Annotated in this window: 12 protein-coding genes and 1 tRNA gene; 12 read left to right on the top strand and 1 reads right to left on the bottom strand. The window is 34.1% G+C overall.

Annotation, left to right across the window (positions count from 1 at the left end; all coding sequences use genetic code 11):
* Positions 1-86: 86 nt before the first annotated feature.
* From RWR88_RS04490 to RWR88_RS04450, 9 genes are all read left to right on the top strand, one after another.
* Positions 87-794: a glucosamine-6-phosphate deaminase gene (locus tag RWR88_RS04490; RefSeq protein ID WP_314450834.1), complete on the top strand. Its 708-nt coding sequence runs from the start codon at positions 87-89 to the stop codon at positions 792-794.
* Between the two features lie 58 nt (positions 795-852).
* Entirely contained in the window at positions 853-1,545 is a 693-nt protein-coding gene (locus tag RWR88_RS04485; protein ID WP_314450852.1) for a phosphoglycerate mutase, read from the top strand.
* A gap of 325 nt (positions 1,546-1,870) precedes the next feature.
* A complete protein-coding gene (locus RWR88_RS04480) occupies positions 1,871-2,545 on the top strand; it encodes an N-acetylmannosamine-6-phosphate 2-epimerase (protein WP_314450833.1) in 675 nt (224 codons plus the stop codon).
* 31 nt (positions 2,546-2,576) lie between these two features.
* Entirely contained in the window at positions 2,577-4,082 is a 1,506-nt protein-coding gene (locus tag RWR88_RS04475) for a PTS transporter subunit EIIC (RefSeq protein WP_314450832.1), read from the top strand.
* 121 nt (positions 4,083-4,203) lie between these two features.
* Positions 4,204-5,034, top strand: coding sequence for a MurR/RpiR family transcriptional regulator (locus RWR88_RS04470; RefSeq protein WP_314450831.1), 831 nt, complete (start codon positions 4,204-4,206; stop codon positions 5,032-5,034).
* Positions 5,035-5,206: 172 nt separating this feature from the next.
* Positions 5,207-6,487, top strand: a complete 1,281-nt coding sequence (locus tag RWR88_RS04465; protein WP_314450830.1) for an ISL3 family transposase — start codon at positions 5,207-5,209, stop codon at positions 6,485-6,487.
* Between the two features lie 413 nt (positions 6,488-6,900).
* Positions 6,901-7,635, top strand: a complete 735-nt coding sequence (locus tag RWR88_RS04460) for a metal ABC transporter ATP-binding protein (RefSeq protein ID WP_314450829.1) — start codon at positions 6,901-6,903, stop codon at positions 7,633-7,635.
* Entirely contained in the window at positions 7,628-8,458 is an 831-nt protein-coding gene (locus RWR88_RS04455) for a metal ABC transporter permease (protein WP_314349963.1), read from the top strand. Before RWR88_RS04460 ends, RWR88_RS04455 begins: the two co-directional genes overlap by 8 nt.
* The gene (locus RWR88_RS04450; RefSeq protein WP_314450828.1) at positions 8,455-9,405 is read left to right on the top strand and encodes a metal ABC transporter substrate-binding protein; all 951 of its coding nucleotides are present in this window, start codon (positions 8,455-8,457) and stop codon (positions 9,403-9,405) included. Before RWR88_RS04455 ends, RWR88_RS04450 begins: the two co-directional genes overlap by 4 nt.
* Before the next feature lie 91 nt (positions 9,406-9,496).
* On the opposite strand, the gene RWR88_RS04445 is transcribed toward RWR88_RS04450, so the two are convergent.
* Positions 9,497-9,568: transfer RNA gene (locus RWR88_RS04445), tRNA-Arg, on the bottom strand.
* Positions 9,569-9,873: 305 nt separating this feature from the next.
* Between RWR88_RS04445 and RWR88_RS04440 the strand changes: the two genes are divergently transcribed.
* The 3 genes from RWR88_RS04440 (at position 9,874) to pgk (ending at position 13,259) form a co-directional block, all read left to right on the top strand.
* A complete protein-coding gene (locus RWR88_RS04440; protein ID WP_314349514.1) occupies positions 9,874-10,902 on the top strand; it encodes a sugar-binding domain-containing protein in 1,029 nt (342 codons plus the stop codon).
* Between the two features lie 36 nt (positions 10,903-10,938).
* Positions 10,939-11,940, top strand: a complete 1,002-nt coding sequence (gap, locus tag RWR88_RS04435; protein WP_314450827.1) for a type I glyceraldehyde-3-phosphate dehydrogenase — start codon at positions 10,939-10,941, stop codon at positions 11,938-11,940.
* Positions 11,941-12,068: 128 nt separating this feature from the next.
* Positions 12,069-13,259: a phosphoglycerate kinase gene (gene pgk / locus RWR88_RS04430; protein WP_314450826.1), complete on the top strand. Its 1,191-nt coding sequence runs from the start codon at positions 12,069-12,071 to the stop codon at positions 13,257-13,259.
* The last annotated feature ends 65 nt before the right edge of the window (positions 13,260-13,324 follow it).

The raw sequence follows: 13,324 nt of genomic DNA, 5'->3' as shown, positions 1-13,324 counted from the left end.
AAAATTGAAAATCGTTAAATAGCTATATTCATTTCAAAAAAAATCTGTTACAATACTGGTAATGACAAGTTGAGGGAGGAAGCGTTATGGACATTAAAATTGTGAAAAATCAAGAAGAAGGAGCTTTAGTTGCGTTTGAAGTTTTTAAAGAAGCTTATGAAAATGGAGCAAAAGTTTTTGGGTTAGCAACAGGGTCAAGTCCTCTTGGTTTGTATGAAAAAATTCGTCAAAGTTCATTAGATTTTTCTGATAGAGTCTCTGTAAACTTAGATGAATATGCTGGTCTATCGAGTGAAGATAAACACAGTTATCATTATTTTATGAACGAACAATTATTTGCAGCAAAACCATTTTTAAAGAGCTATTTACCAGATGGTTTAGCAGAAGATATTGATGCTGAAGTGGAACGTTATGAAAAAATTTTACAAGATAATCCTGTCGATTTTCAATTATTGGGGATAGGGAGTAATGCCCATATTGGATTTAATGAACCAGGAACACCTTTTACACAAAGAACACATAAAGTAGCTTTAGCACAAGCAACGATTGAAGCCAATAAACGTTTCTTTGATCGAGAAGAAGATGTACCAAGATATGCTTATTCAATGGGACTACAATCAATTATGGATGCAAAACAAATTGTGTTAATTGCATTCGGTGAAAAAAAAGCAAAAGCAATTTTAGATACGGTAAAGGGGAATGTTACGACAGATGTGCCTGCTAGTATTTTACAGAAGCATCCAAATGTAACAATTATCGTTGATGAAGCTGCTGCAGCATTATTAAATAGATAATGAAATAGGGTATACCATTACTCGGGAAAAGGTTTAGGAGAAAAAGGAGAGCGATATGATGGTAAAATTAGTTTTTGCGCGCCACGGCCAGTCAGAATGGAATAAGGCCAATCTCTTCACTGGTTGGGCGGATGTTGATTTGTCTGAAAAGGGGATTCAACAAGCAATTGATGCCGGAAAATTAATTAAAGAAGCAGGGATTGAATTTGATCAAGCCTATACTTCAGTGCTAAAACGTGCCATTAAAACAACCGATTTAGCATTGGAAGCTTGTGATCAATTATGGATACCTGTTGAAAAATCATGGCGTTTAAATGAACGTCATTATGGTGGTTTGACTGGGAAAAATAAAGCAGAAGCTGCTGAAAAATTTGGAGATGAACAAGTACATATTTGGCGTCGTTCTTATGATGTGTTACCTCCAAAAATGGATCGCGATGATGAGTATTCAGCACATGGCGATCGTCGATATGCAAAGTTGGATGATTCTGTAATTCCAGATGCAGAAAATCTTAAAGTGACTCTGGAACGTGTTCTGCCATTTTGGGAAGATAAAATTGCTCCAGATTTAAAAGCTGGTAAAAATGTTTTTATTGGTGCTCATGGTAATTCGATTCGTGCGCTAGTAAAACATATTAAAGGATTATCAGATGATGAAATTATGGGAGTGGAAATTCCAAATTTTCCACCATTAGTGTTTGAGTTTGATGAAAATTTACATGTTATTTCAGAATATTATTTAGGAAAATAATCTTCCAAAACTTTGAAACTGAATAGATATACCCTAGGACTTATCGATTGAACGGTAAGTCCTTCATTATTTTATGGCTTTTTGTCAAATAGGGTTGGTGGATTTTCTCCATCAACCCTATAAATTAATAGAACTTTTTTTATAAAATTTTTTCAAAATAATTAAAATTTGTGAAAGTAATTTCTAATTTTGGTAGATAATGAAGAGTGAATGGGCATAAATTTGAAATTACTTTCTAAAATAAGGTGATGTATTGAAAATGCTTTCTTCTACAATTATACTTATAAGTGTAAAGGCTATATTAAAAAAGAAAAGGGGGCTGAATATGAGTATTCAAGGGCAATTAATCGTATCTTGCCAAGCGCTGCCACATGAACCGTTGCATAGCGATTTTATTATGGCTCGTATGGCAGTCGCAGCGAAGGAAGGAGGAGCAAAAGGAATTCGTGCTAATTCTGTAATTGACATCAAAGCTATAAAAGAAGCAGTAGATTTACCTGTAATTGGAATTATTAAAAGAGATTATGATGATGCAGATGTTTATATTACAGCTAGTATGAAAGAAGTGGACGAGTTAATGGAAGCAAAACCAGAAATTATTGCATTAGATGCTACCATTTCTAGCCGTCCAAATGGACAAACTTTAGATGAATTTTATCAAGAAATTCGTCAAAAATATCCAACTCAAAAACTAATGGCAGATTGTTCAACAGTTGAAGAAATGATTCATGCGGATGAATTAGGTTTTGACTATATTGGAAGTACATTAGTAGGATATACTCACCAAAGTAAAGGGGATAAAATCGAAGCAAACGATTTTGAAATTCTTCGTGAAGTCTTAAAGGTTATCAAACGTCCACTCATTGCAGAAGGAAATATTGATACACCTGAAAAGGTTAAACGAGTATTAGAGTTAGGAGCTTATAGTGTAGTTGTTGGATCAGCAATTACAAGACCTCAATTAATTACAAGGAAATTTGTAGAGGCGATTCATTCATAAAAGGAAAATAATTTTTTTAGGAGGAAACCATATGTTTAAAGTATTACAAAAAATTGGTAAGGCCTTTATGTTGCCGATTGCTATTTTACCGGCAGCTGGTTTGTTATTAGGGATTGGTGGTGCGTTGTCAAATCCAACTACAGTAGCTACTTATCCAGTGTTAAATAATAGTCTTTTACAAGCAATTTTCACAGTAATGAGTTCAGCAGGGGAAGTTGTATTTGCGAATTTAGCGTTACTACTCTGTGTGGGCTTATGTATTGGCTTAGCAAAACGTGATAAAGGTACAGCAGCACTTGCTGGGGTAACTGGTTACTTTGTTATGACAGCAACAATCAAAGCACTTGTTAAATTATATATGGCTGAAGGAGCTTCAATTGATACAGGTGTAGTTGGGGCTATCGTAGTAGGTTCTGTAGCAGTTTATTTACATAATCGCTATAGCAACATTCAATTACCACAAGTACTTGGATTCTTTGGTGGTAGTCGTTTTGTTCCAATCGTTACTTCATTTGCTTCAATTGTAGTCGGAGGAATTTTCTTTGTAATTTGGCCTCCATTCCAACAATTATTAGTATCAACTGGTGGTTATATCTCACAAGCTGGCCCATTTGGAACATTCTTATATGGATTCTTAATGCGTCTATGTGGTGCGGTTGGGTTACACCATATGATTTACCCATTATTCTGGTATACAGAATTAGGTGGAGTTGAAGTAGTTGCAGGTCAAACTGTAGCAGGAGCTCAAAAAATCTTCTTTGCTCAATTAGCAGATCCAACACATGTTGGTCTATTTACTGAAGGAACTCGTTTCTTCGCAGGTCGTTTCTCTACAATGATGTTTGGTCTTCCAGCAGCCTGCTTAGCAATGTATCACTGTGTTCCAAAAGATCGTCGTAAAAAATATGCTGGTTTATTCTTTGGGGTAGCTTTAACATCATTCATTACTGGTATTACAGAACCAATTGAATTTATGTTCTTATTCGTAAGTCCAGTACTTTATGTTGTTCATGCATTCTTAGATGGTGTAAGCTTCTTTATTGCTGATATCTTAAACATTTCTATTGGTAATACATTCTCAGGTGGGGTTATCGACTTTACATTATTCGGGGTATTACAAGGTAATGATAAAACAAATTGGTTATTACAAATTCCATTTGGTTTAGTATGGAGTGTTCTATACTATGTAGTATTCAGATGGTTTATCGTTCAATTTAACGTTGCAACTCCAGGACGTTTAGATGAAGAGTTATTAGATGATGAAAAACCTGTTGTAGAAACAAAAGATACATTAAAACAAGATAGCGTTCGTATTATTGAAGCTTTAGGTGGAGCTGAAAATATTGAAGATGTAGATGCATGTATCACTCGTTTACGTGTAGCAGTCCGTTCTGTAGAAAAAGTTGATAAAGCAACGCTAAAAGCAATTGGTGCAGTAGATGTACTAGAAGTTAAAGGCGGCGTTCAAGCGATTTATGGTGCGAAAGCTATTCTTTATAAAAATAATATCAATGAAATTTTAGGTGTAGATGACTAATTTTTATAAACACTTAATATAGCTAGGGGATGAATTTCTCCTAGCTTTTTTATTTTCAAAACACGAAATAGAAAAAATATGATACACTAACACTAACCAAAAAAGGTAAGGGAGTTACAGTATGATATCTTTTGAAAAAAAAGTTACACCATTAATTGAATCGATTTATGACACATTAACCCCTAATGAAAAAACGATTGCTCAATATTTTTTAGAACAAAACTCAGCTGAAGAATCATTATCAGCAAAAGCAGTTTCTGAGAGATTGTTTGTATCTATACCGTCATTAACTCGATTTGCTCAAAAATGTGGTTATAAGGGATACCGTCAATTTATTTATGATTTTCAAGAAAGTAAAAAAGAAGGACAAGTAATTCATAATGATTTGACAAAAAGTGTTTTAGCAGATTATGAAGAATTATTGTCCAAATCATTTTCGTTAATTGATGAAAGTCAAGTGATTAAAGTGTGTGGGCTGTTGAATAATGCTAAACGAGTTTATATTTATGGTCAGGGGAGTTCGGGTTTAGCAGCTCATGAGATGAAATTTCGATTTATGAGATTAGGAATGATTTGTGAGGCGATTACGGATTTACATACAATGTTAATGAACCGAGTTTTAGTAGATGAACAATGTTTGGTGATTGGTATTACAGTTTCTGCAAATGCAAGTGTAGTAGAAGCAGTTCGCCAAGCGAAAAAGCAAGGAGCTAAAACGGTTTTAATTACTTCAAAACGAAGTGAGGAAAGTGAAAAAGCTTGTGATGAATTAGTATTAATTGCTATGAAGAATGCTTTAGATCAAGGTGGGCTCATTTCGCCACAATTTCCTATTTTAGTTATGGTAGATATTTTTTATAGTTATTATAAAGAAATTGATAAGGATTATAAGCATCATCTTTTTTCGAATACATTAACAGCCCTAGGGGCAAAAGAAGAAGTAGAAGAATAGGTTATATAAAAGGTAAAGAACATGAAAACGCTTTGTTCTTTACCCTTTTTTATATAGGTTGTTCGACAAATCCTGTTGGTGAGAAATCACCGACAGGATTTTTTATATGCAAAAAAGAGAAATCCAGGTTATGATTAAGTCGACCAAAACCAATCAAAGGAGGATTTCTCTCATGGACTATTGTATACGAAAATTACTAGGATTAACAGATAAAAATTTCATTCCAGATAAAATTTGGCTAGAAACAATAACAGAAAACAATGAAACGGTACACCATATTAAAGGAGCTTGGACAAATACTTGTACTTCTTGTCCATATTGTTCTAGCGAAAATGTGATTAAACATTCTCCAATGGAACATAAAATTAGAATTCCACACCTATTTGGACATAAGACTATTTTAGACCTTAAAGTACAACGATTGATCTGTAAAGATTGTTGTAAAACTTGGGTTACAGATTGCCCTCTTGTTCCTAAAAATAGTAATATTTCTTATGATTTAGAGTGCCAAATCATGTTGTATTTAAAAGAAAACTTTTCTAGAAAAACAATTGCCAAACTTCTTTCAATTTCTGATAAGACAGTCGAAAGAGTGATGAAAAAGTTTAAAATAAAGACAATGCAAAGATATAACTATTTACCTAAAGTGCTTTGTTTAGATGAATTTAGAGGCGTTAAAACACAACAAGGGAAAATGAATTTCATTTGTTTAGATGGAGAAAATCACCAATTAATTGATATTTTACCTGGTAGATCACTTCATGAATTGATTTCTTTCTTTATGAAGTTCTCCCATAAACAACGTTTAAAAGTAAAATATTTAGTGATGGATATGAATGCTTCTTATCAAAACCTTATTAAAACAGTATTTCCAAACGCTGTTATCGTAGTAGATCGATTCCATATCGTTCAACATATGAATCGTAATTTTAATCAACTTCGAGTAGTGATTATGAAGCAATTCTCAGCGAAATCAACGCAACAGAAGACATTGAAACGCTACTGGAAAGTGCTGTTAAAAGCAAGCGATGAATTAGATGAAGAAAAATTAAGGTACAATTATCACTTCAAAACCTATCTTACTCAAGCACAATTGGTAGAAAAATTATTGAGTTATGACGAAGTGTTATCAGCTGCATATGATTTCATCCAAGAACTTAGAAAAGCCTATAAGAAAAAAGATTATGAGGCATTTATGACATGTATAAAAGAGATACCGAGACAATTACCTTATGAATTTAAGAAGAAGTTTGAAGTATTCAAACGTTTTAAGGATGGGATTTATCAAGCATTTATAACAGGATATTCCAATGGAGCTATTGAAGGGACGAATAATCTCATTAAAGTGATTAAACGTGTGGCATATGGATATCGAAATTTTGAGAATATGAAATTAAGAATCAAGATTATCAAAGGATGTTTCTTTACCCCGGTCAATAGAAAGTCATTATGATTTAAGAAAGTATGTATAGAGTCGTTTTAACTTGACAATGAGCCTCCATGGGCATGTTGAATTGGGGGAAGCGAAAAATAATATCAAATTTCACAGCCCCCAAACCGCTAATCGCGGATAACATGCCCCTGCTCATTATAAAGTTAAAACTAGATTTCGTTCATAGTTATGTTTGTGGTTGATTGTTAAATCGATTAAATCGTTAATTTTCTTCCACCTTGTTCATTTAAAATTAAAGACTTAATTTGGTGTTAAATTTGATTCACCAACAGAATTTGTCGATGAGCCTTTATATATAAATCGGAATTTTTCAAAAATGTTTTGGAATACCTAAAAAACTCTTGACGAGAGAAAGTATTTAGGGTAACCTAATTATTGGCATAAGAAATATGATAAAAAGAAAGGAGATATTCATGATTAAAGTTGAAAATCTTGGTGTATCATATGCGATGCAGCCAGATGTATTGAAAGACTGTCATGTAGAAGTGAACGGCCCGACAATTTTGGGAATTATTGGTCCTAATGGTGCAGGTAAATCTACCTTTTTAAAAGCAATGTTAGGATTAATTTCACACACGGGAAAAGTGACGTTCGATGGGAAAGAAGCAAGTCAATCATTAGAAAGAATTGCTTATGTTGAACAAAAAAGTAATCTTGATTTTACATTTCCAATTACGATTCGTGAGTGCGTAGCACTAGGGAAAAGCGTTAAAATGAAACCATTTCAGCGTTTAAACGTTCAAGATTGGAAAGATGTAGATGAAGCGATTGAAGAAGTTGGTTTAACAGAATTAGCTCATCGTCCAATAGGAGCATTATCTGGTGGACAATTCCAAAGGGTATTATTAGCACGTTGCTTAGTGCAAAAAGCTGATTATATTTTCCTAGATGAACCATTTGTAGGGATTGATATGATGAGTGAAAAAGTCATTATGACTTTAATTCGTCAATGGAAAGAAGAAGGTAAGACTATTTTAATGGTACATCATGATTTATCGAAAGTGCGTGATTATTTTGACCAAGTCATTTTAGTGAATCGTGGAATTGTCGATAGTGGAAAAACTGAGGAAACATTTGTTCCTGAAAAAATCAGAAAAACATACGGTGGAGAAGTTTTTATTGCACAAGGGGGAGCAGCTCATGAATAATTTTTTACAAGGATTAATGAACTATCATTTTGTGCAAAATGCTTTAATTTCTTCTGTTCTAATTGGAGCAGTTGCCGGAATGATTGGATGTTTTATCATTTTACGTGGAATGTCGTTGATGGGAGATGCGATTTCTCATGCGGTGTTACCGGGGGTAGCATTATCTTATATTATCGGCGTTAACTTCTTCTTTGGAGCACTAGCATTTGGATTATTAGCATCGTTTATTATTGCGTTTATTAATCGAAATAGTGTCGTGAAAAGTGATACAGCGATAGGAATTACCTTTAGTTCGTTTTTAGCTTTAGGGATTATTTTAATCGGTGTTGCAAAAAGTTCAACAGACTTATTCCATATTTTATTCGGGAATATTTTAGCGGTACAAGATTTTGATTTAGTAATTACAGCAATTGTAGGAATATTCGTTTTTGTAACGATTATTTCTTACTTTAAAGAATTACAAGTAACGAGTTTTGACCCAGTCTTTGCTCGTTCAGCAGGGCTGAATGTATCATTCTATCATTACTTATTGATGTTTCTTTTAGCATTAGTTTCGATTACAGCGATGCAAAGTGTCGGAACAGTTATGATTGTAGCATTACTGATTACACCAGCAGCGACAGCTTATTTATATTCGAAGAGTTTAAAAACTATGCTTGCTTTATCAGCAATGTTTGGTTCGCTTTCTTCGATTGTAGGTTTAGTAATCGGATATACGTTTAATATTGCAGTAGGTTCTACGATTGTATTAACTGCTGCAGCATTCTTTGTGATTAGTTTTATTGTCTCACCAAAACAAAGGGAAGGTAGGAAGAAAGCATGAAAATCGGGAAATTATTAACAGTCGGTTTATTATCATTAGTAGGTTTTGCAGGATGTTCAACAAATACAACATCTACAACTACAACTACAGCAAAAAGTAATGAACCTAAAAAAGTACAAGTAGTAGCAACAAACTCTATCATTTATGATATTACTAAAAATGTTGCTGGGGATTTAGCGGACATTCACAGTATTGTTCCAATCGGACAAGATCCGCATGAATATGAACCATTACCACAAGATGTTCAAAAAATTCATGATGCAGATTTAATTTTCTATAATGGAATTAACTTAGAAAATGCTGAAGATGCATGGTTTACAAAAATGGTTAAAAATGCAGGTAAAGTTGCAGACAAAGACTATTTTGCAGTAAGTGATGGCGTTGATGTGATTTATCTTGAAGGTGAAAACGAAAAAGGTAAAGAAGACCCTCACGCATGGTTAAACATCGAAAATGGTGTAATTTATGCTAAAAACGTTGCAAAACAATTAATTGCTAAAGACCCAGAACATAAAGATGTTTATCAAAAAAATGTTGATAAATATGTAGCTGAATTGGAAAAATTAGACAAAGATGCAAAAGAACGTCTTGCTAAAATTCCTCAAGAGAAAAAATTGATTGTAACTAGTGAAGGTTGCTTCAAGTACTTCTCTAAAGCTTATGGAGTTCCATCAGCTTACATCTGGGAAATTAATACTGAAGAAGAAGGTACTCCCGAACAAACAACTCGTTTAGTAGAAATTCTTAAAAAATCTAAAGTTCCTTCATTATTCGTTGAATCAAGTGTTGACGACCGTCCAATGAAGACAGTTTCACAAGAATCAGGTAAACCAATTTACTCAACAATCTTTACTGACTCAATTGCTGATAAAGGTAAAGATGGAGATAGCTACTTAAGCATGATGAAATGGAACTTAACTAAAATTATTGAAGGTTTAGAAAAATAATTAGCAGTCTAATAGTATGGTGAACTATAAAACTGCAAATAAGCCAGGGTGTTAAGCCCTGGCTTTTTTGCGGTTAAATAACTTTTAATAACGCCATCTGAGGGAATCGAACCCCCATTATAAGAACCGGAATCTTATGTGATATCCATTACACTAAGATGGCTAACAATGTAAGAATATTTTATCCAAATTCATATGAAAAAACAAGAAGAAACCCTTACAAAAAAGACTAGAAATCGTGAGAAGTAGACAAGATAGAAGGGGATATCTAAAAAAAGTAAAAAGAATTTAGGGACTAAAAACGTCCCTGTTAATTTCTTTTTTTAAAAATATTAAACACTTTCAAGTTGCATTTTATAGAGATTGTTGGTACAATATTTTTGTAATTAAAAAAGTTTTCTATGTATAGATAGCTAGTTTTTAGGGGACGGTTTTTAGCCCAGTAATGAAATGAAGGGAATCGAAATTATGGATTGTATGACATTGATGCAACTTCTAGTCCCAGAAAGCAATCAATTGTTAAAAATTCGTTTCCAAATTTTGCGAGCGATACAACGAACACAACCGATTGGACGAAGAGGGCTTGCTAAACAGTTGGAAATATCAGAACGTATACTTCGTTCTGAAACAGATATACTAAAAGAACAAGGTTTAATTACGTATTCTGCAAAAGGAATGTTTGTGACAGAGTTAGGCAAAGATACGTATCTTGGATTAACTTCTATTATCCAACAATGCATTGAAATGACTGATTTTGAAAAAGAAATTTCAAAGAAGTTGGGAATTCGTTTTTGTAAAGTGGTTGCTGAAAGTGGCACTGATAATGGGAAACAAATAAGCAATCAAGTACAAGAATTGATGAAATGGATGTTGCCAGTTGATCAATCAATCGTTACAGTAACGGGTGGTAGAACGATGGCAACGGTAGCAGAATACTTTTCAAAAGAAATTTTACAACAAAGAGAGATTTCTTTTGTTCCTGCTAGAGGAGGAGTGGGAGGTTCCACTTTAATCCAAGCAAATAGTGTTAGTGAAAAGATGGCGATGAAGACTGGTGGAGAACACTTTTCTCTATATGTACCAGAACATGTTAGTAAAGAAACGTATTTACCTTTATTACAAGAACCATTGGTTTCTCAAACATTATCGATGATGAAACAAGCTAATTGCTTATTATATAGCGTTGGGAATGCAAGTGTTATGGCTGAAAGAAGAGGATTGTTACCTCAAGAAAGTCAGTTTATTGCGAATAAGCGTGCTGTAGGTGAAGCATTCGGTTGTTTCTTCGATGCAAAAGGAAAGGTTGTTTTTAAACTTCCACGAGTAGGTTTGCATCTTAGTGATTTAGAGTCCATTCCGCATAGTATTGCTATCGTGGAGGGCGCTCAAAAAGCAGAAGCTTTAATAGCTTATGCTAAATTAGCTCCTATCGATCGAACTTGGTTTGTGATTGATGAGAGTTTAGCAAATATGGTTTTGAACGGGGAAACCCGCTAAAAATAAAAAAAATTATTCCTAGGAGGAAAAACTATTATGACAGTTAAAGTTGGTATTAACGGTTTCGGACGTATTGGACGTTTAGCATTCCGTCGTATTCAAGAAGTGGAAGGATTAGAAGTTGTTGCAATCAACGACTTAACAGATGCTAAACAATTAGCACACTTATTAAAATACGATTCAACACAAGGACGTTTCAACGGAGAAGTTGAAGTATTAGAAGGCGCATTCCGCGTAAACGGTAAAGAAGTTAAAGTATTAGCTAACCGTAATCCTGAAGAATTACCATGGGGAGAACTAGGCGTTGATATCGTTTTAGAATGTACTGGTTTCTTCACTTCTAAAGAAAAAGCTGAATTACACTTAAAAGGTGGAGCTAAAAAAGTTGTTATCTCTGCTCCTGGTGGTAATGATGTACCAACAGTTGTATACAACGTAAACCATGACATTTTAACAGGTAAAGAAACAGTTATCTCTGGTGCTTCATGTACTACAAACTGTTTAGCACCTATGGCTAAAGCATTAAACGATAACTTCGGAATCGTTGAAGGATTAATGACTACAATTCACGGTTATACTGGTGACCAAAACACATTAGATGCACCTCACGCAAAAGGTGACTTACGTCGTGCTCGTGCTGCAGCAGTAAACATCGTTCCTAATACAACTGGTGCTGCTAAAGCTATCGGTTTAGTTATTCCAGAATTAAACGGTAAATTAGATGGAGCTGCACAACGTGTTCCTGTACCAACAGGTTCATTAACAGAATTAGTAACAGTATTAGAAAAACCAGTTACAGCTGAAGAAGTTAACGCTGCTATGAAAGCTGCTGCAACTGAATCTTACGGATATACTGAAGAACCATTAGTATCTACTGATATCGTAGGTATCGCTTATGGATCATTATTCGATGCAACTCAAACTAAAGTTATGACAGTAGGCGACAAACAATTAGTTAAAACAGTTGCTTGGTATGATAACGAAATGTCATACACTGCTCAATTAATCCGTACTTTACAATACTTTGCAAATTTATAATTTAAAGTTTTGATAGAGCTAATCGTATCGAATTTTTCAGGGCGATGGGAGCATTCGCTTCCTCGCCCTGTTTTCATAATGTGGGTATTACACTCGCTCCAAATATATATAACTTAGGAGGCTATTCTATGGCTAAAAAAATTGTAACAGATTTATCTGTTGGAGGAAAAAAAGTATTAGTACGTGTTGACTTTAACGTTCCATTAAAAAATGGTGTTATTACTGATGATAACCGTATTGTACAAGCATTACCAACTATTCAATATTTAATTGATAATCATGCTAAAGTAATTCTTTTCTCTCACTTAGGAAAAGTAAAATCTGAAGAAGATAAAGCTCGTTTAAGCTTACGTCCAGTTGCTGAACGTTTATCAGAATTATTGAAAAAAGAAGTAACATTTGTTCCAGAAACACGTGGAGAAGCATTAGAAACAGCTATTAATGGTTTAGCTGAAGGAGATGTTTTATTATTTGAAAATACTCGTTTCGAAGATTTAGATGGTAAAAAAGAATCTAAAAACGATCCTGAGTTAGGAAAATATTGGGCATCTTTAGGAGAGTTGTTCGTAAATGACGCATTTGGTACAGCTCACCGTGCTCACGCATCAAACGTAGGAATTGCTAGTCAATTAGAATCTGCTGCAGGTTTCTTAATGGAAAAAGAAATTAAATTCATTGGTGGAGCTGTAGATAATCCAGAACGTCCATTCGTAGCTATTTTAGGTGGAGCGAAAGTTTCAGATAAAATTGGCGTTATCGAAAGCTTAATTGATAAAGCTGATAAAGTGTTAATCGGAGGAGGAATGGCTTATACATTCTTCAAAGCTATGGGTCGTGAAGTAGGTCTATCATTATTAGAAGTAGATCGTATTGAATTAGCAAAACAAATTATGGAAAAAGCTGGCGACAAATTAGTGTTACCAATCGATAACGTTGTTGCTAAAGAATTTTCAAATGATGCAGTTGCAACAATTGTAGCATCTGACGCAATCCCTGCTGACCAAGAAGGTTTAGACATCGGTCCTAAGACTGTAGAATTATTTGCTAGCTACTTAAAAGATGCAAAAACAGTTGTATGGAATGGGCCAATGGGTGTATTCGAATTACCTAACTTTGCTAAAGGAACAATTGGTGTTTGTGAAGCTATTGCAGATTTACAAGGCGCTACAACAATCATCGGTGGAGGAGATTCTGCAGCAGCAGCAATTTCTTTAGGATATGCGGATAAATTTACTCATATCTCAACTGGTGGTGGAGCTTCATTAGAATACTTAGAAGGTAAAGAATTACCTGGTGTAGCTTCAATTAGTGATAAATAATTTAAATAATGAAAAAGACTCACTGAAATGATTTGTTCATTTTTGTGAGTCTGCTTCATACAAAA

Origin of the sequence: uncultured Granulicatella sp., from assembly GCF_963528195.1 — a bacterium.
Classification (GTDB): Bacteria; Bacillota; Bacilli; order Lactobacillales; family Aerococcaceae; genus Granulicatella.
The sequence above is the reverse complement of the archived record's forward strand: the minus strand, read 5'-3'. Positions and strand labels throughout refer to the sequence as shown.